General features: G+C 57.2%; 25 protein-coding genes. 4 read left to right on the top strand and 21 right to left on the bottom strand.

Annotated features, from left to right (window positions below):
* Positions 1-8: 8 nt before the first annotated feature.
* From tamA to B0H98_RS05275, 3 genes are read right to left on the bottom strand one after another with little or no spacing between them, the layout of a single operon-like run.
* Positions 9-1862 carry an autotransporter assembly complex protein TamA gene (gene tamA / locus B0H98_RS05265; RefSeq protein ID WP_106374026.1) on the bottom strand — a complete coding sequence of 618 codons (1854 nt, stop codon included), beginning with the start codon at positions 1860-1862 and terminating at the stop codon, positions 9-11.
* Between the two features lie 53 nt (positions 1863-1915).
* Positions 1916-2746, bottom strand: coding sequence for a GumC domain-containing protein (locus B0H98_RS05270; RefSeq protein WP_106374027.1), 831 nt, complete (start codon positions 2744-2746; stop codon positions 1916-1918).
* Positions 2747-2755: 9 nt separating this feature from the next.
* Positions 2756-4048 carry a nucleotide sugar dehydrogenase gene (locus B0H98_RS05275; RefSeq protein WP_106374028.1) on the bottom strand — a complete coding sequence of 431 codons (1293 nt, stop codon included), beginning with the start codon at positions 4046-4048 and terminating at the stop codon, positions 2756-2758.
* A gap of 203 nt (positions 4049-4251) precedes the next feature.
* Between B0H98_RS05275 and ubiG the strand changes: the two genes are divergently transcribed.
* Complete coding sequence (gene ubiG / locus B0H98_RS05280) at positions 4252-4995, top strand: bifunctional 2-polyprenyl-6-hydroxyphenol methylase/3-demethylubiquinol 3-O-methyltransferase UbiG (RefSeq protein WP_106374029.1); 744 nt, start codon at positions 4252-4254, stop codon at positions 4993-4995.
* Complete coding sequence (locus tag B0H98_RS05285; protein ID WP_106374030.1) at positions 4996-5670, top strand: HAD family hydrolase; 675 nt, start codon at positions 4996-4998, stop codon at positions 5668-5670.
* A gap of 49 nt (positions 5671-5719) precedes the next feature.
* On the opposite strand, the gene B0H98_RS05290 is transcribed toward B0H98_RS05285, so the two are convergent.
* The 13 genes from B0H98_RS05290 to B0H98_RS05350 all read right to left on the bottom strand — a co-directional run bounded on the left by B0H98_RS05290 (position 5720) and on the right by B0H98_RS05350 (position 16614).
* Positions 5720-6484: a YciK family oxidoreductase gene (locus tag B0H98_RS05290; protein ID WP_106374031.1), complete on the bottom strand. Its 765-nt coding sequence runs from the start codon at positions 6482-6484 to the stop codon at positions 5720-5722.
* Between the two features lie 33 nt (positions 6485-6517).
* On the bottom strand, positions 6518-7315 hold the full coding sequence (gene ybgF, locus B0H98_RS05295) for a tol-pal system protein YbgF (protein ID WP_106374032.1): 798 nt from the start codon (positions 7313-7315) through the stop codon (positions 6518-6520).
* A 64-nt stretch (positions 7316-7379) separates the two neighbouring features.
* The gene (gene pal / locus B0H98_RS05300) at positions 7380-7925 is read right to left on the bottom strand and encodes a peptidoglycan-associated lipoprotein Pal (protein WP_106374033.1); all 546 of its coding nucleotides are present in this window, start codon (positions 7923-7925) and stop codon (positions 7380-7382) included.
* Positions 7926-7966: 41 nt separating this feature from the next.
* The gene (gene tolB / locus B0H98_RS05305; RefSeq protein WP_106374034.1) at positions 7967-9253 is read right to left on the bottom strand and encodes a Tol-Pal system beta propeller repeat protein TolB; all 1287 of its coding nucleotides are present in this window, start codon (positions 9251-9253) and stop codon (positions 7967-7969) included.
* A complete protein-coding gene (gene tolA / locus B0H98_RS05310; RefSeq protein ID WP_106374234.1) occupies positions 9253-10494 on the bottom strand; it encodes a cell envelope integrity protein TolA in 1242 nt (413 codons plus the stop codon). Before tolA ends, tolB begins: the two co-directional genes overlap by 1 nt.
* On the bottom strand, positions 10487-10921 hold the full coding sequence (gene tolR / locus B0H98_RS05315) for a protein TolR (protein WP_106374035.1): 435 nt from the start codon (positions 10919-10921) through the stop codon (positions 10487-10489). Before tolR ends, tolA begins: the two co-directional genes overlap by 8 nt.
* A gap of 12 nt (positions 10922-10933) precedes the next feature.
* Positions 10934-11614, bottom strand: coding sequence for a protein TolQ (gene tolQ / locus B0H98_RS05320; protein ID WP_018916114.1), 681 nt, complete (start codon positions 11612-11614; stop codon positions 10934-10936).
* 86 nt (positions 11615-11700) lie between these two features.
* A complete protein-coding gene (gene ybgC / locus B0H98_RS05325) occupies positions 11701-12099 on the bottom strand; it encodes a tol-pal system-associated acyl-CoA thioesterase (RefSeq protein WP_106374036.1) in 399 nt (132 codons plus the stop codon).
* Positions 12096-13133 (bottom strand): Holliday junction branch migration DNA helicase RuvB, encoded by a 1038-nt coding sequence (gene ruvB / locus B0H98_RS05330; RefSeq protein ID WP_106374037.1) that lies wholly within the window; start codon positions 13131-13133, stop codon positions 12096-12098. Before ruvB ends, ybgC begins: the two co-directional genes overlap by 4 nt.
* 48 nt (positions 13134-13181) lie before the next feature.
* Positions 13182-13787 (bottom strand): Holliday junction branch migration protein RuvA, encoded by a 606-nt coding sequence (gene ruvA / locus B0H98_RS05335; RefSeq protein ID WP_106374038.1) that lies wholly within the window; start codon positions 13785-13787, stop codon positions 13182-13184.
* Between the two features lie 68 nt (positions 13788-13855).
* The gene (ruvC, locus tag B0H98_RS05340; protein ID WP_106374039.1) at positions 13856-14407 is read right to left on the bottom strand and encodes a crossover junction endodeoxyribonuclease RuvC; all 552 of its coding nucleotides are present in this window, start codon (positions 14405-14407) and stop codon (positions 13856-13858) included.
* 87 nt (positions 14408-14494) lie between these two features.
* Positions 14495-16276: an aspartate--tRNA ligase gene (gene aspS, locus B0H98_RS05345; protein ID WP_106374040.1), complete on the bottom strand. Its 1782-nt coding sequence runs from the start codon at positions 16274-16276 to the stop codon at positions 14495-14497.
* 62 nt (positions 16277-16338) lie between these two features.
* Positions 16339-16614, bottom strand: a complete 276-nt coding sequence (locus B0H98_RS05350) for an FmdB family zinc ribbon protein (RefSeq protein WP_106374041.1) — start codon at positions 16612-16614, stop codon at positions 16339-16341.
* A 186-nt stretch (positions 16615-16800) separates the two neighbouring features.
* Here B0H98_RS05350 and B0H98_RS05355 point away from each other — a divergent pair, with 186 nt between their 5' ends.
* Positions 16801-17751: a D-2-hydroxyacid dehydrogenase gene (locus tag B0H98_RS05355; protein ID WP_106374042.1), complete on the top strand. Its 951-nt coding sequence runs from the start codon at positions 16801-16803 to the stop codon at positions 17749-17751.
* A gap of 73 nt (positions 17752-17824) precedes the next feature.
* Here B0H98_RS05355 and B0H98_RS05360 read toward each other — a convergent pair whose 3' ends face one another.
* A complete protein-coding gene (locus B0H98_RS05360; RefSeq protein WP_106374043.1) occupies positions 17825-18763 on the bottom strand; it encodes a YihY/virulence factor BrkB family protein in 939 nt (312 codons plus the stop codon).
* 154 nt (positions 18764-18917) lie between these two features.
* Between B0H98_RS05360 and B0H98_RS05365 the strand changes: the two genes are divergently transcribed.
* Positions 18918-20015 (top strand): bifunctional nicotinamide-nucleotide adenylyltransferase/Nudix hydroxylase, encoded by a 1098-nt coding sequence (locus tag B0H98_RS05365; RefSeq protein ID WP_106374044.1) that lies wholly within the window; start codon positions 18918-18920, stop codon positions 20013-20015.
* Between the two features lie 19 nt (positions 20016-20034).
* On the opposite strand, the gene B0H98_RS05370 is transcribed toward B0H98_RS05365, so the two are convergent.
* From B0H98_RS05370 to nei, 4 genes are all read right to left on the bottom strand, one after another.
* The gene (locus B0H98_RS05370) at positions 20035-20952 is read right to left on the bottom strand and encodes a LysR substrate-binding domain-containing protein (protein ID WP_106374045.1); all 918 of its coding nucleotides are present in this window, start codon (positions 20950-20952) and stop codon (positions 20035-20037) included.
* Positions 20953-21003: 51 nt separating this feature from the next.
* Positions 21004-22422, bottom strand: coding sequence for a cardiolipin synthase (gene cls, locus B0H98_RS05375; protein ID WP_106374046.1), 1419 nt, complete (start codon positions 22420-22422; stop codon positions 21004-21006).
* A 116-nt stretch (positions 22423-22538) separates the two neighbouring features.
* Positions 22539-24044: a fumarate hydratase gene (locus B0H98_RS05380; RefSeq protein WP_106374047.1), complete on the bottom strand. Its 1506-nt coding sequence runs from the start codon at positions 24042-24044 to the stop codon at positions 22539-22541.
* Positions 24045-24232: 188 nt separating this feature from the next.
* On the bottom strand, positions 24233-25054 hold the full coding sequence (gene nei, locus B0H98_RS05385; RefSeq protein WP_106374048.1) for an endonuclease VIII: 822 nt from the start codon (positions 25052-25054) through the stop codon (positions 24233-24235).

A 25054-nucleotide genomic window follows, 5' to 3' on the forward strand; every position in this document is an offset into this window, starting at 1 on the left:
GCGTGCTCCTAGAATTCCGGGCCGATGGAAAAATGTATGCGGTATGCATCGTCGTTATCGAAAGGATGCGCTACATCAAAGCGAATCGGCCCTACCGGCGATACCCAGCGAACCCCTACGCCGGCCCCGGTTTTCAGATCGTCTGGCGCCCAGTCATCAAAGGCATCACCGGTATCGATGAAGGTGGCACCCCACCAGTTATCCTTGACGCGCCGCTGGTACTCAAGGCTTGAAGTCACCATCTGCTGGCCACCGCGAAGGCGCCCTTCTGCGTTGCGTGGCGAAAGGCTTTCATAGGAGTAGCCGCGCACGCTACGATCGCCCCCGGCAAAAAAGCGCAACGAGGGCGGCAATTTGGAAAAATCATCGGTTTCGATGGCACCCATGCTCAAACGCGCCAGGAAGCGATTGTCGTTACCTAGCGTACGTATCCACTCGGTGTCGCCGGTCAAACGGGTGAACTGAGCATCCGAACCCCAGACGCGGTCAGAGTATTCCACTGACAGCTGCTGGCGGTCCCCCCAGAGGGGAAAGCGCTGTGGGCGGGTGCGTGTTCTTGACCACTGAATGCCTGGGTAGAACAGCCATACCTGATCTGCCTCACCGCCCTGGGTGAAGTCTTCATAAGTGGTGCGGAAATAGATGGTCTGCACCCAGTCGTTGTCAAACTGCCAGCGCCGGCCCAGCTCGACCCCGGCCTCCAGGGATTGGGTGTCACTGTCATCAATATTACGGATACCGTACTGAAGGCGGTAGCTATCGCGTAGCGGATCTTCAAGGGGGATATTGTAAACCCCTGTGAAGCGCTGCTCCGGCGCAGAAAGATACAGGTCGTGGTTGAGACTATGGCCGTAACTGTTGATCCATGGCTGGTTCCAGCTGAAACGCAGCCGCGGGCCTACATCGGTTGCATACCCGATACCTACCTCGAACTGATGGCGGTCAGCAGGCTCGACGCTTACATCGATAGGCAGCTGTGTATCATCACGCTTGTTGATCATGAGCACGCTGGCGAGCGCCGCGCTGCTGATCAGTGGCCGTACGGGTTGGCTGGCCGTCGCCTCGGACCACCAGGGGTCGCCGCCGCTTGGGGGCGTAATGGTAAGTTCCTGGGCGGTTTCCAGCCTGGGGCGCACGGTAACGGAACGGAACCAGCCGGTTTCGGCCAGGCGTTGGTTATAGGTCGCAAGCGATTCGGCCAGATAGGGGTCATTGGTTTCAAAGGTCTGCATGTTCTGCAGACGTTCGGGGTCGATATGGCTACCCGTGATATAGGTCTGACCAAACCGGTAGCGCGGCCCGCTATCGAAATCCATGTAGAGCCGTGCGCTTTGAAGGTAGGGCCGTACTTCCATGCGGCGATCGGTAAAGCCCCAGTCGAAGTAGCCACGCTCGATGGCAAGGCCGGAAAATTGCGACCTCAGGCTATCCCAGGGGGCGTGGCGAAGCGGCTCGCCTTCACGCAGTGGAAAATTGTCCAGCGCTTCCTTGAACGGAGGATCGTCCTTGGCATCGCCTTCTATATTGATCGAAAGTACTTCGATCTCGATGCGCGGGCCGGGATCAATCGTTAACCGGATAGCGGGTTCAAGTTCGACTCTGATATCCGGTTCGTAGTAACCGTATACGCGCATGGCTTCCTGGGTTCGGCTGCGAATTTCGCCTTCCAGTCGCACGTCGGTGTACTGCTCTTCGTCAATACTTTCCAGGTAGGCGCTGATGTTCTCTTCAACGTCACCACCCACTCCATCAATCGCAGCCTCTAGCGCCCAGACAGGCATTGCCACACTTACAGCACACAAGGGCAGCGCGCTGAAACAAGCCACACGGGTGGCTATGCGCCATCGCTGTTGTCTTCCCATACATTAAATCCCTAAAAATTCAGCGACTCATGGCTGTTTTAAAACCCTGACACTTATCTGAGCATCTCGATCTGGGCGCTAAACGCCAGTTGAGCTTGGCGCAGCTGGCGAACATCGCTTTCAATCCCTGCAATACGCTGACTCAGCTGTGCTTCTATGTCAGCTACTTGATCTTCCTGCGCCGATGCTGTCTCTAACTGTAGCGTATCCAGCCCGGTTTCCAGCATATTAAAACGCTCACTGACGTTATCATTCTGAGCGCTGATCTGCTCTTCAACCGATTGACGTAGCGCACTCGACGCACTTTCCAATGAAGCCAGCTGCTGAGAGGTAAGCTGCTTCAGGTGTTCGACCTCTTCGATCAGGTTTTGTCTGCCTGAGGTACCGGCCTTTTCCAGTGTATCCAACGAAGTGCGAAGCGCTGCCAACTGGCGGTCGCGCAGCTCAGCCTGCCCCTCGAAAGCATCCATTCGTGCGTTTATCCGGTCCAGCGTATCGCTGGATACCTGTTCCTGGCTGTCGGTCAGCACGCCATAGATATCTTCTCGGGTATTTGTCAGGGCGATAGACAACTGCTCTTGCTCTTGAAATAGCGTTGTCATCTGGGCTTGCACAAACGCGATGGTATCTTGCACATCAGTATCGCCCGAATCGAGCCGGGCGTGGACATTGGAAGCTTCCCCGCTTACCCGGTGCAGCTCATCCATCAACCGCCCACGCTCAAACCAAGCCGCCGCGGACACTGCCGCCAGAAGGCCAAAGAGTATGAGAACGGCAAGCCATAGCGGCCATACGGCTGGCCCCTTGCGATGACGTAGATGATGAGCCGTCAAGCTTTGATCCACATCTGGAACAATGCGTTGAGATGGCGTCGAATTGGGCATGGAGTTTCCTCAAAAAGACGTAGGGTCAGCGCGGCGACCAATACCACGGTACGTTAACCCGCAGCTGGCAACAAACGCCGGATCGTAGATATTTCTACCGTCCAACACCAGCTTGGCGCTAAGCAGCGATGCCAGGCGATGCCAATCCGGATTCCAATAGGATTTCCACTCGGTCACCAGCATCAACGCATCGGCCCCTTCACAGGCCTGGTAAGGGTCCTGATCGAAGGTTTGCAGATCATCGCGCTGACCCACAACCTGGTGCAGGGCGCTGATGGCCGCCGGGTCATGCAGTCTTACCTTGGCCCCCTGAGCCCAGAGTGCTTCAAGCAGCGTAAGAACCGGCGCATGATCAATGCGCGCCGTTCCCGGTTTGAAGGCAGCACCCCAGATAGCCACGGTCTTGCCCGAAAGCTCGCCTTCGAAGTGGGCCCACAGCTTGCGAAACAGGGTCTCCTTTTTATGTTCGTTGATGTCCATGACCTGCTCAAGCAGGGCCGAGTAGCGCCCGCTCTTGGACTGAACGTCTGCCAGGCGCATCAAGTCACGGGAGAAATTGGGCCCGCCAAACCCGCAGCCCGGGTACAGGTATTCAAAGCCGATGCGCGTATCGGCGCCCATGCCTTGGCGCACGTGTTCGACATCCACTCCCAGTGTGTCGGCAAGACCGGCAATTTCATTCATGTAGCTGATGCGCGTGGCCAGCATGCCGTTGATGGCAAGCTTGGTAAGCTCGGCCGCACGCCGGGGCATGGGTTGAAACACTTCCTGGCGGCGATTGAACGCACGCAGCAGCTCACGCACCACCTGCTCTCCCTTGGCATCGTCACACCCCAGCAGCCAGCGCGTTGGTCGGGTGAACGATGCCCAGGCGCGCCCTTCTTCAAGCGTATCCGGCAATGCTACGCTGCTGTGCTGCGCTTTCATCAGGTCGTGCAGCCGCTCGGTTTCACCGACCGGGAACGTCGAGTTGTTAACCAGTACGGCACCGTGCTGTGCGGGCAGGCCCGGCGCTTGGAGTAGTTCGCTTGCCGAATGGCGCTGGCCGGGGGATAGCGCAAGCCAGATGACATCGGCAGTTTCAGCTTCATCTATCGTGTCGATCAGCCTTAGCGTGTTATCGGCCAGGGCCTGCTGAATATGCGGCATCAATTCAGGCTCACGGCGCAGCCAATCCACCTGGGAAAGGCTTGACCAAGGTGCGCTTTCATGGGGCAACCACTCCACCTGGTGCCCCACCCAGGCAAGGGCGGCGGCGGCTGTTGCGGCACTCAGCTCGCTTCCATAAAGTAATACGCGCATCTAACGGGCTCCTTGTGCGTCGGGAAAGCGAGAAGGTATCGCCATAAAATTCATACAATGGTCCTTTTTATGCGTTCTGACCCAGGAGTGGTTAGAATGCCCATAATACTCAACGATTGAGTGGATGCCACTCGCCACTTGACGCCAATTAACTGGCTGGATGAAAAAACCATCCATCGCTTACCGACCATGGGAGTCAATACATGCAAGCGACACCTCAGGATAGCACTGCTGGACGCTACCAAGACAATGTCGATGTGGCAGAAGTTGCTAAATTTGAAGCACTTGCCAGCCGCTGGTGGGACCCGAAAAGCGAATTCAAGCCGCTGCATGATATCAACCCCTTGCGCCTGGACTTTATCGATGCGCGGGCCGGTCTTGCCGGCAAGAAGGTGCTCGATGTGGGCTGCGGTGGCGGCATACTGAGTGAGTCCATGGCGCATCGCGGGGCAACCGTTACCGGGATTGACCTGGGGGAAGCGCCGCTGGGCGTCGCCCGGCTCCACGCTCAAGAGAGCGGCGTGTCCGTGGAGTATCGAAAAGTGAGCGTTGAAGCATTGGCTGTCGAGCAGCCAGGCCACTTTGATGTTGTCACCTGCATGGAGATGCTTGAACACGTACCTGATCCGGCGTCGGTGATTCGTGCCTGCTGCGCGTTAGTACGCCCTGGCGGTTATGTGTTCTTCTCGACGCTTAACCGTACGCCCAAATCCTATGCCTTTGCCATTCTTGGCGCTGAGTACGTGCTTAAGCTGCTTCCTCGCGGCACGCACGACTACGCCAAGTTCATTCGGCCATCTGAAATGGCTGCCTGGTCACGCGATGCCGGTCTGCAGGTACGCGAACAGACGGGCTTGACCTACAACCCTCTTACCCGCCGTTACCGGCTGGTTGCCAATGATGTCTCGGTCAATTACATGATGTACTGCCGTAAAGTGAGCCAATAAATGGCAACGACTGCCCCGCTTGCCATACTGTTCGATCTTGATGGGACCCTGGTGGATACCGCGCCCGATTTGGCAAGAGCAACCAACGCCTTGCGCGAACACCACGGGCTGGCACCACTGCCTTATGAGCAGATTCGCCGCCAGGTATCCAATGGTGGAAGCGCGCTGGTAACGCTGGCGCTGGGGCTCGAGCACGGCGCGCCCGAACACGATGCGGCGCGCCAGTTTCTGCTGGATAGCTACGCACAGGCGGTTGCTGTCGATAGCCGGGTGTTTGCGCCGCTTGATCGGTGGCTTGAAAACTGGCATGCCGATCAGCGGCCTTGGGGAATCGTGACCAACAAGCCTCGCGTGTACACTGAGCCCCTGCTTGAGGCGCTGGCGCTATTGCCGGGCGCACTACTGTGTGCCGATGACCTGAGCGTCAAGAAACCTCACCCGGAGCCCTTGTGGGAAGCCGCACGCCGACTGGGTGTTGCGCCCAGCGAATGCTGGTATGTAGGTGATCACGTTCGAGACATGCAGGCCGCCAAGGCCGCTGGCATGACCGCCGTGGCCGTCGGCTATGGGTATGTCAGCGAAGAGGACGATTACCAGCAGTGGCCGGCGGATCTATGGTTTGAAGAGTGTCAGGCGCTGGTGGCGGCTCTCGAGGGCTTTCACAAAGACAGGTAGGATCCATCGGGTTGCTCAGGCGCGACGGCCTGAGCAACCACCGCCGATGTCAGCTTTGACGCGGCGGCTGGGCATCGAATTTCTGCCCGCTGACACCGGCGCTATCAGCCCCCATCAGCCATAAATAGGTGGGCATTATGTCTTCAGGGGTACGCAGCGTGGCCGGGTCTTCACCGGGGTAGGCGCTTTGCCGCATTTGAGTACGCGTAGCGCCGGGGTTCAGGGTGTTGACGCGAAGGTTCGGCTGGCTTTCCAGCTCATCAGCCAGTACCTCGACAAACCCTTCTGTTGCGAACTTGGATACCGAATAGGCGCCCCAGTAGGCCCGCCCTTTTCGACCAACGCTTGATGACGTAAAGATGATGGAGGCGTCATCGGCGTTTTGCAGCAACGGCAGCAGCGCCTGGGTCATCCAGATTGGCCCGTTGATGTTGACCTGCATGACCTGTTCCCAGAGCTCAGGATCGTACTGATCGAAAGGCGTTATACGGCCCAGTAGTCCGGCATTGTGCAGAAGGCCGTCCAGTCGGCCAAACTCTTTATCCAGCGTTCTGGCCATTTCATCAAAATCGTGAAGCGTTGCGCCTTCGAAATTAAGCGGAAAAATTGCCGGCTGAGGCCCACCCGCTGCTTCGATTTCATCGTAGACGCGCTCGAGTTTTTCGATGGTCCGGCCCAGCAGAATGACTGTTGCGCCGTGGCGTGCATAGCTTAATGCCGCCGTACGGCCAATACCGTCACCCGCTCCAGTGACCAGGACAATTCGGTTTTCAAGCAGATCGGCAGGTGCTTGATAGTCGATTTTACAGCTCATGCTATTTCCTGAATGCACACGTTCAATACGTTGTTAGCCAGCCGATTGACGAAGAAAATCGTTGGCAAGTCCGGCGGCACTGCTTTGCGGGTAATCATCACGTACCTGTTCGAGCAGTTCCCGGCTCTGTTCGGCCTCGCCCTGGCGCGCCTTCACCAAGCCCAGTTTATAGAGGGCATCGGGTACCTTGCTGCTGCCGTTGAACTCTTCGATGACACGGCTGAACGCCGTGTCGGCTTCGCTCAACTGTCCTTCTGCCGCATAAAGCTCGCCCAGCCAGTAGTGACCGTTAGCGGCCAGGCTACTGTCGGGATGGGCTGCGACAAAGGCTTCAAACGCCTTGATCGCTTCATCAAAGCGGCGCGCCTGTACGTGGGCAAAGGCGGCTTGATAGTCCGCCTGGGCATCTTCGCTGACGTTACGCGTCGACGGCGCGTTCACCACCTCCTGCGCCGCTTCAGGTTCGACCTGGGGTGTCGCCTGCTCGATCTGGGTGGTCGAGCTGCTGTTCATCAAGCGGTCTTCGATATCTAGATACTGCTGCTGGGACTGACGCTTCAATTGTTCAAGCTGGTGGCGAAGTTCTTCAATCTGGCCGCGCAGCTGCTGAATTTCCTGCTGGTGCTCTTCTACCTGATTGAACAGCACAAGATTGCCGCTGGAGGGCTCCTGGCGCTGAGTCTGCTGGTAGAAACCGCTGGAGCCACCGGAAGAAAGATCTTGCACGAGCGGCTGCTGGGCGACCGCTACAAGGGGCAATACGGACAGCGGGAGCACTAAGGCTCCCGCACCGCACAGCCTCTCAAAAAAGCGTTTGAGACTGTGATTCATGACAACTCCATAGATAACACCGGCATGCCTTGAGCACACCGGCGATATCAGTAGTTAAATACTATCAGTAGTTAAACACGACACGACGGTTTTGTGAGTAGGCGCTTTCAGTCTGACCGCTAGCGGCCGGGCGCTCTTCACCGTAGCTCACAACGCTCATTTGCGAAGGAGATACACCCTGAATGTTCAGGAAACGCTGAACCGCACGGGCACGACGCTCACCCAGTGCCATGTTGTACTCACGGGTACCGCGCTCGTCGGTGTGGCCATGCAGTACAACCTGGGCGTTCGGGTTGGCACGCAGATAACGCGCATGCGCCATTACCGCAGACTCGTATTCGCTCTTGATGCTGTCACGATCGTAATCGAAGTAAATGGTGCGAACTTCAGGAATACGCGAGTCAGCCTGCTGACCAGCGCCCGAGCCTGAACCAGTAGTGGAACCATACTGACCGCTAGTACCGGCACCTGAAGTGCCTGCACCCATGCTGCTGCCATCCTGGCTGCCATAAGAATCGCCATCTTGGGTTCCGCCGGTGCTGGAACAGCCCGCGATTACAACGATGGATAATGCTACTGCCAATGAGCGAGCCAACGGCTTAAGTTGCATAATCAGACTCCTTGCCTGAAAGAAATAATTGCCATTTATCATCAATTTAAAAATGGTGACCATGCGGGATCTCGCACATCACCTTGTGCTGCAGGAAGCCGGAATGACGACCGCCCATCGGCAGAAACGGCACTCAGCACCCCGTTGTTACCCTGTTGGGTAGCGAAGATTACCATGGTCCCGTTCGGCGCAACACTAGGAGATTCATCTCTTGTTGAATCACTTAGTACGACCAGACGTCCACCGTCCAGATCTTGACGTGCTACCTGATATCCGCGGCTTGAACGATGGATCAAAAAGATCTGATCGCCATCCGGAGAATAACGTGCCCGGGCATTGTAATTACCGGTAAACGTCACACGTTTGGTTTCGCCACTGCCCAGCGAATACTGGTAAATCTGTGGACCACCGCTGCGGTCAGACGTGAACAGCAGGCTACGGCCATCCGGCGACCAGGCGGGCTCGGTATCGATACTGTTGCTATTGGTCAGCTGTTCGACAGAGCGGCTACCGATATCCATCACGTAGATTTCCGGTTGGCCATCCTTGGACAGTGACATGGCAATGCGGCGCCCATCCGGGGACCATACCGGCGCGCCGTTGATACCCTCGAACGACGTTGCCTGCACACGCTGGCCGGTGGCTACATCCTGAATATAGATGGCCGGGCGCTCACTTTCAAAGGATACATAGGCAAGTTTACGGCCATCCGGCGACCAGGCGGGCGACATGATCGGCTGATCCGAAGTCAATACCTGCTGGCTGTTATGACCATCGGCATCGGAAATGTAGAGGCCGAACTGCATGTTGTCGCCAAGCCCCTGCGCCGTGATATAGGCAATGCTGGTCGAGAAGGCACCGCGAATATCGGTGATCGCTTCAAACACCTGGTCGCTTATGTAGTGAGCGGCACCACGCAGGTCGTTGGCATTGGCGGTGACGGTTTCACCAATCATGCGGCGCTGACCGCTGATGTCCATCAGTTCAAACTGCAGCTGATAACCGTTGCCGGATTGTTGGGCGCGACCGACAACCAGATAACGCACGTCAAGCGAGCGCCAGGTACCAAACTCGACTTCTTCAGCCTGGCTTGGTTTTTCGAACATGGCGCTGCGCTCGAGCGGTTCGAACAGTCCGCTGCGTTCAAGGTCGTCCTGTACAATCTGGGCGATATCTTCCGACATGCCTTCGGCGCCCGCAAAAGGCACCACCCCGATTGGTACGGCCTGGTCACTGCCACGTGTAATTTCAATGGTTAGCTGGGCACTTGCCGTACTGCTAATGAATAGCAGCGCGCAGAATAACCACACTTTGCTCAATATTTGCATCAGCGAACATCCCCCGGGGTAAATCGCAGATTGATTTGACGTAAGTTTCGCTGCTGATCCGCTGGCAAATCTCTCAATTCGCTGAACGGGGCAGCCTGTTCAACAGCCTGTATAGCAGACCGATCAAAAGCACTGTCACCACTTGATGTCGCAACCGATGCCGCAAGCAGCTCTCCCGATGGGCCCAAGCGTATCTGAATCGTAGCATTCAGTGAATTGCTTGCTCCAGGCGGGATCAACCAGGCCTGTTCTACAGCACGGCGTACTATATTGATAAAGCTGTTGGCCGCCTGTTGAGCCTGCTGGGCATTGGCGGCGGCTTCGGCCTCCCCTGCCAGTTGGCGTTGCATGGCCGCCTCTGCTGCTTCCGCCGCTGCTTTGCGCTGGCGCTCAGCCTCAGCTTCGCGTTGGCGCTGGGCTTCGGCTTCACGCTCACGTTCGGCCGCTGCTTCCCGCTCACGCTGCGCTTCAGCCTCGGCTTCACGACGGGCCTGTGCTGCCGCCTCTTCACGCGCTTTGGCGGCTTCCGCTTCGCGCTGACGTTCAGCTTCAGCTTCTGCCTCCCGCTGCTCTTGCGCTTCACGTTCGCGCTCGGCTGCCGCTTCGGCTTCACGCTTGGCTTCGGCTTCTGCCTGTTCTTTCGCGCGCTGAGCTTCGGCTTCACGTTGCGCTTCGGCTTCCGCTTCCGCCTGCTCTCGAGCACGCTGGGCTTCGGCTTCACGTTGGCGCTGAGCCTCCGCTTCTGCTTCGCGGGCCTGTGCTTGTGCGGCTTGCTCCTGGGCCTGGCGCTCGGCTTCTACAGCGCGCCGCTGAGCATCTGCTTCGGCGGCGGCCTGGGCCTCGGCCAATGCTTCGGCCTCCGCCTGAGCAGCCTGGCGGGCAGCCTCTTCAGCCGCTTGCTGCTGTGCCTGGTTATCCTGCTGGGGCTCTGGTTCTGGCTCGGGTTCTGCCACTTCCGGTGCGCTTACCTGCGGCTCCTCAACGGGTTCAGTGGCGCTGTTCATGGCGGCCTGCTGCTCGGTCACCTGCTGCGCTTGATCCGTGAAGGTTTCGGTACTGACAAAAGTAGCCTGCACGATGGAAGACGAATCCGGCTCGACCGAGTGACTGGGCCAGTTGACCAGGCTAAAAATTATAATAGCCAGATGCACGGCCACCGCGAGGATGACGGGTAGCGTGTAACCCACATCCTGTGGATCCCGAGGCGCATCGGCGACTATCTGTGTCTTGCCCTTAACCATCTTGCGGCGGCTCTGAAAGCAGGCCCACATTGGCCACACCGGAGCGTTGAAGCGTGCTCATCAGCAGCACGATCTGACCGTATTGCACATTCCGGTCGCCCCGCACCATTACCGGCGTACCCGGGCGGCGCTGAAGTATGGCGCCTACGCGCTCGGACATCTGGTCGAGTGACACCGGTGTCGAGTCTTCACCCAGAGTAATGAAGTAGCCGCCATCACGATCGACCGAAATGATGATCGGATCGCTGTCCTGAGTATCGATAGGCTCGGAAGACACCTGAGGCAGGTCAACCTGAACCCCTTGTGTCAGCATGGGCGCCGTAATCATGAAGATGACCAGCAGTACCAGCATGACGTCGATAAAGGGAACGACGTTGATTTCCCCCATCGGCTTGCTTTTATTACTGCGATTGAATGGACCTTGCATGGCGTACTCCCCTTAACTGGCGCTAGGCTTGCCATCGCGGCCTTGCAGGTTACGGTGCAAGATCGCGTGAAACTCTTCGGCGAAGTCTTCGTATTTGCCGAGCAGGCGAGACGCGTTATTGGAGAGACGATTGTAGAAAATGACCGCAGGAATGGCCGCAAACAGACCCATCGCCGTGGCAATCAGCGCCTCGGCAATCCAGGGCGCGACGGTTGCAAGCGTTGCCTGCTGAGTCATGGAAAGCGACTGGAAAGACCCCATGATACCCCAGACGGTACCAAACAGGCCGATATAGGGGCTTGCTGAAGCGACCGTTGCCAAGAACACCAGGTGCTGGGTCAGACGGTCTTCTTCACGCGACCAGGCAACGCGCATGCTGCGCTGTACGCCTTCCAGGACGGTGTCGGCGTTGCGGGTCTTGGGCATCAGGCGGTTGAACTCGCGAAAGCCGGCCTGAAAGATATGCTCGGCGCCGTGGCGCGGGTCGTCGGCCGGGATTTCGCGATAGAGTTCGTTTAAATCGACACCTGACCAGAACGACTCTTCGAACTGGTTGTACTCCTGCTTGGCACGGCGTAGCGCGATACTACGCTGAAAGATCACCACCCAGGACAGGATTGACCCCACCACCAGCAGTAGCATCACCAGCTGTACTACGACGCTGGCATTCATTATCAGGTGTGGGATGGACATGGTGTTATCGTTCACAGGTGCCCTCATCAATCTATTAACGCCGGCCATGGCCGACTAAGTGGTGGTTTCCGGTTATGAAACCGCGGTTAAGTGGTTAACCCTGCCTGAAAGGCTGCGGGCCAGGCTTTAGGCCGCAGGCGTTTTGCATCCAGGCAGGCTATCTCGACTGTCGCGCTGCAGAGGAGTTCCTCGCCCCGCTCTACACGCTGTTCAAACGTCACCCGGCAACGACCGGTCTCGGTGATACGGGCCGTAACGCTCAATGCCTCATCCAGCCGTGCGGGCTTTGCATAGTGACAGGCTAAGCGATATACCACCAGCTGCGTGCCTTCGTCTAGTAACGTTTGCTGATCAAGTCCTAACTCACGCAGCCATTCGCTGCGCGCCCGCTCCATAAACTTCAGATAGTTAACGTAGTAGACAATACCACCGGCGTCAGTATCTTCCATGTAAACACGTACGGGTAGCGAAAACGAAACGCTCACGGGCGGCGCTCTCCTTCCATGTCGACCGAGTGCTCGTTGGGAACACGGTTGAAGTGCAGCCAGGCCTGGCGGGTGACCGTGCGGCCTCGGGGGGTACGCATCATCAAGCCCTGTTGAATCAGGTAGGGTTCGATCACATCTTCAATGGTGTTGCGCTCTTCGCCAATGGCCGCGGAGAGCGAATCGACCCCTACCGGACCACCTTCGAACTTGTCGATCATGGCCAGCAACAGGCGGCGATCCATATGGTCCAGGCCGTAGTGGTCCACGTTGAGCATGTTCAGCGCCGCGTCAGCGAGAGCAACATCGACCGTGCCATCGCCTTTTATCTCCGCATAGTCGCGCACCCGGCGCAGCAAGCGGTTGGCGATACGCGGGGTGCCGCGAGAGCGACGAGCTACCTCCACGGCGCCTTCGTGACTGGTCTCCACACCCAACAGGCGCGCCGAACGGGTAACGATTTCGGTCAGCTCATCAAGGCTGTAGAACTCCAGGCGCTGCACGATGCCGAAGCGGTCGCGCAGCGGCGAGGTTAAAAGTCCCGCCCGCGTGGTAGCCCCGACCAACGTAAAACGCGGCAGGTCCAGCTTGATGGAGCGCGCCGCGGGCCCTTCCCCAATCATGATATCGAGCTGAAAATCCTCCATGGCCGGGTACAGCACTTCTTCGACCGCCGGGGAAAGCCGATGAATCTCATCGATGAACAACACATCGCCGGGTTCAAGATTGGTCAGCATGGCGGCCAGGTCGCCGGCACGCTCAAGCACGGGCCCGGAGGTGGACTTGAGGCCCACGCCCATTTCCGTGGCAATAATATTGGCAAGCGTGGTCTTACCCAGCCCCGGCGGGCCAAATACCAAGGTGTGATCAAGGCTTTCTTCGCGTAGCCGGGCCGCGCCGATGAATATCTCCAACTGCTCGCGGACGCGCGGCTGGCCGATATAGTCTTCAAGACGCTTGGGGCGAATGGCATAGTCGATCCGCCCTTCACCCTGCTCTGGTTCAGCCGCTATCAACCGGTCATGTTCTAACATAAATGCTCTTCTTTAATACGGGCGGTCTATACCGTGCGACGGGCCTCATCAGCCGTTCATGCGACGCGTCAGCGCGGCCTTGATCAAGGCTTCTGTGGGCTGCTGGGGGTCAAGGTCGGCCAGCATCTTGCTGGCTTCGGTCAGCTTGTAACCCAGGCTGACCAGGGCGGACTCGGCGTCAGCCAGGCTGTTGCGCACAGGGCGGCCGTTGGCGGCCTCCAGCGGCAGTGGCGCGTATGAACCATTTTCCCACTCGGGGAAGCGGTCGCGCATTTCGATGATAAGCCGTTCGGCGGTCTTCTTGCCTACTCCGGGGAGCTTGGTCAGTGCCTTGCTGTCGTCGTCACGCACGCAGCGCATGAAGGCGTCCTCATCCATGCCGGAGAGAATAGCCAGAGCGAGCTTGGGCCCCACACCGTTCACCTTGATCAGCGCTCGGAATAGCGCCCGCTCATGCTCACGGGCAAAGCCGTAAAGCAGGTGAGCATCATCGCGAATGGTCAAATGGGTATAAAGCGAGGTGCTTTCCCCCACTGCGGGCAGCGATATCAGCGTATTCATCGAGGCTTCAAGCTCATAGCCTACGCCATGAACGTCAATCACGACCCAAGGCGGTTGTTTTTCCAGCAGATAGCCACTCAGACGTCCAATCATAAATACGCTCGCGATAGTAAAAACAGGCGTTTACTATAATGCTACTCTGTACAGGTGACCAGTAGTCGTTACAGCCGCCAGCGCCCGGTAGAGGCGCGCCGGCTGCGTCCACTCGACGTTGCGGGCAGACCGTTACGTGAATAAGCGTGGGTGAGCGCGATGGCCAGCGCATCGGCGGCATCCGCCTGAGGCGTAGCGGAAAGCTTGAGCAGCGCCGTTACCATATGCTGAACCTGGAGCTTGTCGGCACCGCCCTGTCCGGTCACTGCCTCCTTGATACGGCGTGCCGCGTATTCGGCAACGCCCAGGCCGTGATTGGCCATACAGACCAGCGCCGCTCCCCGGGCCTGGCCAAGCTTGAGTGCTGAATCAACGTTCTTCGACATGAAAACCCGCTCGATGGCCGTATCCGTGGGTTTGTACAGGCCGACAACTTCACTTAATCCTGCGTAAATCTGAGCCAGACGCTGCTCGAGCGGGCCATCGGAGGTGCGAATGCAGCCGCTGGAAACATAGCTTGGCTTCACTCCATTGAGATCGATGACTCCATAGCCGGTAATACGCGAGCCCGGATCGATCCCGAGAATACGTACCGGTAGTGTGGCTTGTGTTCCATCCATGACGCGTGTACTCACTTTTACCATACAAAAACACCGACGCCGGAGCGTCGGTGTTTTCAGCAATCGGCGGCCTGTCAGCCGGCGACGTTACTCGCTAGCCGCTTCAGGCTTTGCCTTTTGACGTAACCGGATGTTCAGATCCTTCAACTGGTCAGGGCTGACCTCGCCCGGTGCGTCTGTCATCAAGCAGGCGGCACTCTGGGTTTTCGGGAACGCAATGACTTCACGGATGGTCTTGGCCCCGACCATCAGCATGACCAGACGGTCCAGGCCGAAGGCCAGGCCACCATGGGGCGGCGCGCCGTACTGAAGCGCGTCCAGCAGGAAGCCAAACTTCTCTTGGGCTTCCTCTTCACCAATGCCCAGAATCTCGAACACCGTGCTTTGCATGGCCTGGTTGTGAATACGAATGGAGCCACCACCCAGCTCGGTGCCGTTCAGTACCATGTCGTAGGCACGTGAAAGCGCTTTCGCCGGGTCAGCCTTGAGCTCTTCCGGCGAGCAGGAAGGCGCAGTAAACGGGTGGTGGAGCGGGCTCAAGCGGCCATTATCGTCGGCTTCGAACATCGGGAAGTCGACAACCCACAGCGGCGCCCAGCTTTGGGTGTAAAGATCAAGATCCGCACCCAGCTTGACGCGCAGCGCGCCAATCGCTTCGTTGACGATACGGGTCTTGTCGGCACCGAAGAAGATGATATCGCCATCTTCGGCGCCTAGACGATCAAGGAGCTCCTCGACGATGTTTTCCATGAACTTGACGATAGGCGACTGTAGCCCATCAAGCCCCTTGGCGCGCTCGTTGACCTTGATCCAGGCCAGGCCTTTGGCGCCATAGATACCCACGAACTTGGTGTATTCGTCGATTTCCTTACGCGAAAGCTTGGCACCGCCCGGCACTTTAAGTGCGGCTACCCGGCCATCATCAGCGCTGGCAGGGCCTGAGAAAACCTTGAAATCGACCTGTTTCATCAGATCGTCAACGTCGGTCAGCTCAAGCGGAATACGCAGGTCCGGCTTGTCGGAGCCGAAGCGGTCCATGGCTTCCTGCCAGGTCATGCGCGGGAATTCCGGCAGTTCGACGTTGAGCACTTCCTGGAAAAGCTGACGGATCATGGCTTCGGTAATACCCATGATGTCGTCTTCTTCAACGAAAGAGGCTTCGATATCGATCTGGGTAAATTCAGGCTGGCGGTCAGCACGCAGATCTTCGTCGCGGAAGCATTTGGCAATCTGGTAGTAGCGGTCAAAACCGGCCACCATCAAAAGTTGCTTGAACAGCTGCGGCGACTGCGGCAGTGCAAAGAAGTTGCCGGCATGGGTACGGCTGGGTACCAGATAGTCGCGGGCGCCTTCAGGGGTTGCGCGGGTCAGGATGGGCGTTTCGATATCCAGAAACCCCTGATTTTCCAGGAACGCGCGAACGGTATGAGAGATACGCGAACGCAGACGCAGTTTTTCGATCATGTCCGGACGACGCAGATCGATATAGCGATGCTTCAGGCGTACTTCCTCACCTACCTTGCCGTGCTCATCGAGCTGGAACGGAGGCGTGGCGGCCGTGTTGAGCACTTCCACTTCCTTGGCCAGTATCTCGATCATGCCGGTGGGCATGTTGGGGTTCTGGGTGCCTTCAGGACGCAGTCGTACGCGACCGGTAATACGCAGAACATATTCACCGCGGGCGCGGTCGGCAGTCGCAAACGCTTCGGCAGTATCCGGGTCTACCACAAACTGGGCAATACCATCGCGGTCACGCATATCGAGGAAAATTACCCCACCGTGATCGCGGCGACGATGTACCCATCCGCAAACGGTGACCGTTTGATCCACCAGTGTCTCGTTTAGCTGGCCGCAATAATGGCTGCGCATGTCAAATCCTGTTCTGTTACGTGGCAAATAAGGTGTCACGAGCCGGTTAGGCTCAGCGCCCGCTAGGCGGCGCCTTTTGACTTGGAAGTAGTGTCACTCTTGGCGCTGGTAGTGGAAGTGGTTCCCTTGGCATCAGCGGCCAGGTTCTTCTTGCTTCCCGTTTTAAAATCGGTTTCATACCAACCACCACCCGCCAGGCGAAAACCGGCAGCGGATACGAGTCGTGCCAGGTCATCCTGGCGGCACGCGGGGCACTCGGTTAACGGAGCCGCGCTGATTTTCTGCAATTTTTCCATGCGATGGCCGCAGGCCTTGCACTCATATTCATAGATAGGCATGTTGATAACTCCTGAAAAGCTCAACAACGACAGGATATTGGCGGATATAAACGCAGCCAGCTGCGAATATGTGGCCTGTCGAGATAAAATCCAAGGCTGCGGTTGATCAAGCGGCAATATTATACCCTTTTGTGCCCCCTGCCGAGCAAGGCTAACTGCTCCTCGGCCATAACTGGAGAGAATAAAATGCTTCACGCCGTGATGCTGGATGCCAAGAGCATGGGTCCGCAGATTGATTTAAGCGCGATAAAAGGCGCGGTGACCCAACTCGATGTGCACGATCAAAGCTCTACCCAGGAGGCCCTGGAGCGTCTGGCCGATGCCGACATTGCGCTGGTCAATAAAGTAGTACTGGATGCCGAGACGCTGAAGCAACTGCCCAAGCTACGCTTGATATGCGTCATGGCCACGGGGCTTAACAATATCGACCTAGATGCCGCAAAGGCGCTTGGCATCAGCGTCAAGAACGTCACCGCCTACGGTACTGCCAGCGTATCTCAGCATACCTTGATGCTGATGCTGACGCTGGCCAACCGTCTTCCGCAGTACCAGCGTGAGGTGGCGAGCGGCGCCTGGCAGCGCAGCGAGTTCTTCTGCCTGCAGGATCACCCCACGCTACAGCTGGCCGGCAAGCGTCTTGTCATGGTTGGCCAAGGCGAGCTCGGCTCCGAGGTTGCCCGCCTGGCAGAAGCCTTCGGCATGCAGGTCACCTTTGCAGCGCGACCGGGCAACGAGGCCAATGATTCCCGCCCGTCCCTGGATGAACTGATGCCCGAGGCCGATATCATCAGCCTGCACTGTCCGCTTAATGCAGATACCAAGCACCTGATCAATCAAGATCGCCTGCGGGCCGCCAAGTCATCGCTGCTGGTCATAAACTGCGCGCGCGGAGGCATCATTGATGAAGAAGCCGCACTCGACGCGTTGCGTCAGGGCAGCATCGGCGGCCTGGCGGTCGACGTTCTTCCAGCCGAACCGCCGCGCGATGGGCATCCTTTGCTGGATGCGCTTGCCGAACCGCTGAACCTGATCGTGACTCCCCATAATGCCTGGATTACGCCCGAAGCACGCCAGAACATCATTGCGCTGACGGCCGATAATATTGCCCAGTGGAAAGAGGCAGCGCACTCAGCCTGATCAGCCGGCAGGTCGACTCGACCCCTCAAACCTCTGCATGGGTTACCCGCGCCTGCGCGGGGCCCACTCGGTATTAGAACTCGTTTCCATGTTTGGGAACGGGTTTTTCAGCTTCGAGAATTTCCTGGCGGATCAGTACCGCGCTGTTGCGTGGGATCAGCTTTCTTCCCCGGCGTAACAGCAGGGAACGGGTAAATGCAGCACCAAACAGCAGGATCAGTGACGAGTAGTAGACCCACAGCAGCACCATTACTACCGAGCCCGCAGCGCCATAGGTGGACGCCGTAGCGGTATAGGCAAGGTAGATGGCAATCAGATTGCGGCCGATGGTAAACAGTACGGCGGTAACCACCGCTCCGATAAATACGTCTTGCCAGCGCAGCACGACATCCGGCAGTACCTTGAAGATAGTCGCAAACAGCAAAACCACTACGCCAAGAGAAATAAGGGATTCGAGAATCGTGGTGAAGTAACTCGCCAGCGGCAGAATATCATTGGCTACCTGCAGCATGCCGCGCAGCGCTACGCCAAGAATCAGCGAGACCAGCAAGATAAATCCGATGGAAAGCACCACGGTAAGCGATAGCAGTCGAGTCTTGATAAAGATGAACATGCTATTGCTGGTAGGTTTGGCAGTGACGCCCCAAATAGTGTTCAAGGAGAACTGCATCTGAGCGAACACAGTAGTTGCCCCCACTAAAAGTGCGCCGAACCCAAGAAGAGTCGGCAGCAGGCCTGACTCCTCAATGCGTGACTGCGCAACGGCTCCTTCGATGGCAGACGCTACATCTACCCCCAGCGACCCCTGCAATTGAGCCACGATCTGGCCCTGAGCGGCGTCTTCACCCAGCACTATACCGATAACCGTCACAGCGATAATGATGGTCGGCGCCAGTGAGAAAAGCGTATAGAACGCCAGTGAGCCTGCATAGCTGAATGCATTGCGTTCCAGCCAAAGCGATATAGCGTCCTGAACGACCTTCCACCAGAAAGTGAGGTGTTTTTTCAGCATAATCATTCCCTTGAGTTGTTCGTTAGCGTCTTTCTTGTGACTGCCTGACAGCATACCGAATGCGGGCCGGGTGCGCAGCCCTGATCACATTGCGCGCTATTGTCTTCACCTCCATAATAGCGTGTTTACTCTATCAAGCATTCAAGGAGGCACCATGGCTTCTGACGCCAACTGCTCAACGCCTGCCTACGCCTTTGACTGTTTGGTGTTTATTGGGCGCTTTCAGCCGCCTCACCTGGGGCACCTGGCGGTTCTTCGCGAAGCGCTGAATCAAGCGCGGCAGGTCATTGTACTGGTAGGGTCGGCCTGGCAGGCACGCTCACTGCGTAACCCTTGGCGGTTTGATGAGCGTCAGGTAATGATCCGCTCGATGTTTGATGATGCCGATAACCAGCGCTTGGAAATCACGCCACTGCTGGATGCGCTGTATAACGATGACGTATGGGTGCGCGACGTGCAGCGCAAAGTACGTGATTTGGCGATACCGGCCAATGCGCGTCTTCCAAGGATAGGCTTGATCGGAGCGGGTCGTGGCCAATCGAGCTACTACCTGTCGCTTTTCCCCCAGTGGGAGTCAGTCAGCGTGCCGCTGGTCGAGGGCATCTCGTCCGGTCAGATCCGCGAGCGGCTGTTCCACTCGGAAAGCGCGGCGAGCGACTACCTGAGCACCGGGGCCTCCCACGACCTGCCGCCTGGCGTCGCGAGTAGCGTGAATGAATTCCATCACAGCGATGCTTATTGCCAGCTTCTTGAAGAGCAGACGCTGCTGGATCAATATCGTAAGGCCTGGGCTCATGCGCCCTACCCGCCCATTTTTGTGACGGTCAATGCAGTGGTCGTTCAATCCGGGCATGTACTGCTTGTACGCCGCAATGCAGCACCTGGAAAGGGCCTTTACGCCCTTCCCGGCGGCTTCATCAACCCCCATGAACGCTTGCTCGATGCCTGCATGCGCGAATTGAGAGAGCGGCTGCGTCTCAAGGTCCCGGAACCCGTATTGAAGGGCTCGTTACGCGGACGGCAACTATTCGATGAGCCGCACCGCAGCTGGCGTGGCCGTACGCTTGCCGAAGCCTTCTATTTTGCCCTCCGCCCGGACCAGCAATTGCCTCGCTTGAAACCGGTAAAAGGCGCAGATGAGGCTCGTTGGGTGGCACTGGCAGACCTTGAACCCGACAGCCTGTTTGAAGATCACTTCTTTATCATTCAGAACTTTCTGGGCCTGCCCGCCGATTTTGGCTCATCGTCTTAGGCAACCTTGCGTGCCAAGGCTAAGCCTGCAAGAAGTCTCGCGGAAGTTTCATCATCTGCCGCCAAAGCTTCTCGACGCCCGGCTTATGGACCAGCGAGCAGCGGTAAAGACGAATTTCCAGCGGAATATCCCAACTTTCGTCGCCCGCCCTGACCAGACGTCCGCTCTTGAGCTCTTCACGAATGCAGAAATCCGGTATCCAGGCAGCTCCTATGCCCTGAAGCACCATTCCTTTCAGACCTTCCGCCATGGCGGTTTCATAAACGGTGCGCAGTTTCATGCGTAGCGGGTCGTTTTTCAGCAACATGCGCACGCTTCGGCCTAGAAAAGCGCCTTGGGTATAGGCCAGATAGGGAATTGACGCGTCACCTTGCAGCGAAAAACAGGGTTTTCCGTTTTCATCAGGCAGTGATACCGGCAGCATATTGACCTTGCCGATCGAGAAGGAAGGAAACACTTCTGCATCCAGCTGCATGGTGGCAAAAGGATCATAATAAGCCAGCATGAGATCGCAGTTGCCTTCACGCAGTACGTGAATGGCCTCGCCCACGTTCATGGCGACCAGACGCGTGGGCAGCTCGCCCAAGCCCTTCTGAAGACGCGAGATCCAGGGCGGAAAGAAGCTGAGTGCCAGCGAATGGGCGGCGACGATATCCAGCGCCTCGTTGGCAATGGAAAGTCCGCGCAGGTGGCTCAATGATTCGTTGAGCTGCTCGACGAGATTGCGCGCAGTGACCAGAAATAGCTGGCCTTCAGAGGTAAGCCCGACCGGCGTGGTGGAACGATCAACCAGGGTGACGCCAATGGCCTGTTCCAGGGCACGAATGCGCCGACTGAATGCCGGCTGGGTAACGTGGCGTTGCCGGGCGGATGCCGAAAAGCTTCGGGTATTGGCAAGTGCTACGAAATCTTCAAGCCATTTTGTTTCAAGATTCACCTCACACTCCTCTGCCCTTCATAGCGTGTTTTTGCATTGTTCAACCACTGCTTATTGTATGGGAGACATCAAGTAAGCGGCTCTTGATACCACTTTTTTCCATAAAGGCCGCTTTTGAATTTCATCTACCGTAACACGCCGGCATTGCGCAAAATCCTTTTCCAGCATGTGATGCACTTCTTCTGCAAACGTGGTGCTCGGAATGAACGCGGTAATCTCGAAATTCAGGCGAAACGAACGATTGTCCAGGTTTACCGTGCCGACAGTTGCTGCGTCGTTATCGATCAGCATGATTTTTTGGTGAAGAAATCCAGGAAGATAACGGTATATTTTTACGCCTGCTTTCAACATGTCGGGCAAGAACGAAAAGGCAGATAGAAAGACCAGCAGATGATCCGGCCGCTCTGGAATCATGACGCGTACATCGATACCACGCATGGCGGCCAGTCGCAAAGCGTCCTGAACGCCCTGGTCGGGGACAAAATAGGGGCTGGTAACCCATAACCGGTGAGTAGCACTATGAATCAGTTGCTGAATCAACAGACTGGCCGTGTCCTGTCGGTCAGCCGGGCCTGAAGGCACAATCACTACGTGCTGGTCGGTATCGGCATGGCTCTCGGCTTGCCAGTTCAGGCTGGCAACCTCACCGGTAGCCCAGTGCCAATCTTCCCAGAAGGCCTCCTGGAGGCCAAGTACGCTTGGTCCTTCCAACATCAAGTGGGTATCCCGCCAGGGCCCGTGTTTGGGGTTCTGCCCAAGATACTCGACGCCGACATTGAAGCCGCCAAGCCACCCCTGCTTGCCATCTATCACGGCTATCTTGCGGTGATTGCGAAAGTTCAGCTGAAAACGGTGCTTGAACCCACGCGAAGAGCGAAATGGGCTGACGGCGATATCCTCGGCGGTAAGCTCCTTCAGGTAGCCTTCGCCAAGCTTGCGGCTACCTATTTCGTCGTACAGAAAATAGACGCGCACGCCCCTTCTTGCCGCTTTCAGCAAATGTGCGTGAAGCCGGCGCCCGAGCGCATCGTCACGCACGATAAAGAACTGCAGCAGCAGGTAGTGCTCTGCCCTGTCGATGCCCTCGAACAGGCTGGTAAAGGTGGCTTCACCATCTATCAAGAGCGTGGCATTGTTGCCGCGCGTCAGCGGCATCATGGCCAACTGCTCGACGGCCTGAATATCGGAATTGGCAGGCGGCGCCAGAAACGGCCGAGTGCTCTCCTGGTATCGCGCCAATACACGTCTGAGCACGTTATCGCGCTCACCACGGGCCATTACATAGCCGTAAAAACGCGGGCGGCCAAAAAACCAGTAAGCCGGTAAGGCAACATAGGGAAAGATGAACAGTGAAATGATCCATGCAATGGCGCCCTGCGATGTTCGACTCGACATCAGCGCCATGACGGCTGATACCATTCCTAGAATGTGTATCAGCATAATGCCTGTCCCTAGCAACCAAGAAGCCATACTCACTTCCCCATCAAGCGTATTAGTCGTTTCAAAACGTCTTACTGAACAAAATGCACAGAAGCCCCGCATTCACGGGGCTTCTGTCGGCTAAGGATCTATCGCGGCAAACGGCATCATGCGGTCTGAGCGATGATTTCCTTCCATTTCGCTGGCCCGGTTTGATGCACTGAAGTGCCCAGGCTATCAACGGCTACCGTCACCGGCATATCTTCTACTTCGAACTCGTAGATGGCTTCCATGCCGAGATCTTCAAAGCCGACCACGCGGGACTTCTTGATTGCCTGAGCCACCAGATACGCCGAACCACCCACGGCCATCAGGTAAACTGCTTCATTATCGCGGATCGCCTCGATGGCCTGCTGGCCACGCTCGGCCTTACCCACCATGCCCAGAAGGCCGGTCTCTTCGAGCATGGTACGGGTAAATTTATCCATGCGGGTCGCCGTGGTAGGCCCTGCCGGCCCCACTACTTCATCGCCGATAGGATCGACCGGACCTACGTAATAGATAAACCGGCCTTTCATATCTACCGGCAGCGGCTCGCCCTTGGCAATCATGTCGACCATGCGCTTGTGGGCGGCGTCACGGCCGGTCAACAGCTTACCGTTCAGCAGCAGCGTATCGCCGGGCTGCCAGGTTTTCACCTCTTCCGGGGTAACGCTGTCCAGATTGACACGCTTGACGTTGTCACCCATCTCACGGGTAATTTCCGGCCAGTCTTCAAGTTTGGGTGCGGCCAGTGCCACGGGGCCCGAGCCATCCAGCGTGAAGTGGGCGTGGCGGGTGGCCGCGCAGTTGGGAATGATTGCCACAGGCTTATTGGCGGCGTGGGTCGGGTAATCCTTCACCTTGATATCCAGCACGGTGGTCAAACCGCCCAGACCTTGAGCGCCAATGCCGCTCTTGTTGACCTTGTCGAAAAGCTCAAGGCGCAGCTCTTCGGCGCGATTGCTGGGGCCACGGGCCTGAAGATCCTGAATATCAATCGGATCAAGCAGTGCTTCCTTGGCAATTTGCATGGCCTTCTCGGCAGTGCCGCCAATGCCAATGCCCAGCATACCCGGCGGGCACCAGCCGGCGCCCATCTTGGGAAGCTGTTCCATGACCCAGTCGACCACGCTATCCGATGGATTCAGCATGGCGAACTTGGATTTCGCTTCGCTACCGCCCCCTTTAGCGGCAACGTGAATGTCAACCTTATCGCCAGGTACGATCTTGTGATGAATGATCGCTGGCGTATTGTCCTTGGTGTTCTGACGCTTGCCATCCGGGTCGGCCAGTACCGAGGCGCGCAGGACGTTATCCGGCAGCAGATAGGCGCGGCGCACGCCTTCATTGACCATGTCGTCCAGGCTCATATCCGCGTCCCAGGTCACGTTCATCCCCACATGAACAAACACGGTAACGATACCGGTATCCTGGCAGATAGGACGATGACCGGTAGCGCACATTCTCGAGTTGATCAGAATCTGCGCAATGGCGTCTTTAGCGGCGGGATTCTGCTCACGTTTGTAGGCCGCATCCATCGCATCGATAAAGTCTTTCGGGTGGTAGTAAGAGATATATTGAAGAGCATCGGCAACGCTTTGAATCACGTCGTCCTGGCGAATCACGGTCATGGAGTAACGGCTCCTTGGTTTGCGTCTTGTCTACGGCTTTTTTTAACTGACTGAAAACGGCCGTTTAAGCGTGCGCGGAGTATACCGTATTGACAGTAAAGCGGCAGCTTCTAGCGTAGGTTACTTAACCAGACGTAGGTCTAAGAGCAGAATTTATGCATCAGACAAGATAACGGTATAATAAATTTTCAAGCAGGCTGGCACGTAGGGCACCAGTAAAGCCGCCGAGAACCTGCACTCATCCTCTCGATGACGTCTCCACAGCGATGGCAGCTGAGCCCTGCTCGCTCGAAAACGGCAAAACGCCATTGGCGGCGAGTCTCACCGGAGGCTATCGCCTGCTCAATCCAGGCCTCGGTATTGGTCACACCGGCCAGCTTGTAGGCCTGGCGGGTAATCTCCACAATCAGCGTTGCCAGGGTTAACTGCTGTTCTGTGCTGAGGTCAGCGGGCCGCTTGCGTGGGTGAAGCCTTGCAAAGAAAAGAATTTCAGAACGCAGGTAATTGCCAAGTCCGGCCACCAGTCCCTGATCCAGCAACAGTGCCCCCAGACTACGTCGATAAAACGGCTTCATGGTCAGCCGCGCCAGCACATCGTCAGCGCTTACCTCTTCACTTAAGAGGTCTGGGCCCAGGCGGGCCAGAAAAGGGTGTTGATCAAGCGTGTCTTGATCCCAAAGCGAGATATCTGACGCGCTATATAAGCTTGCCACCCTGCCCTCGGTTTCCAGGCGTGCTCTGAGTGACCGCTTGGTGTCTGGCGGCTGATCGGTGCGATGCAGCTTCCACACACCGTAAAGCTGGTTATGTGAATAGAGTACCTTTTGATTGGCAAAACGAATCAGCATTGCCTTGCCGCGGGTATCGACTGCCGATACCCGCTGGCCAATCAGCGTGTCGGTTTGGCTTGCCAATTCTGGAAAAGCGAACCAGGCATCTTCAATTACCCGGCCGCCTATCTGTTTTTCTATGCGGTCCGCTGCACGACGAATCTCGGGTCCTTCCGGCAT

Source organism: Vreelandella songnenensis, from assembly GCF_003002925.1.
In the GTDB taxonomy this organism is placed as follows: domain Bacteria; phylum Pseudomonadota; class Gammaproteobacteria; order Pseudomonadales; family Halomonadaceae; genus Vreelandella; species Vreelandella songnenensis.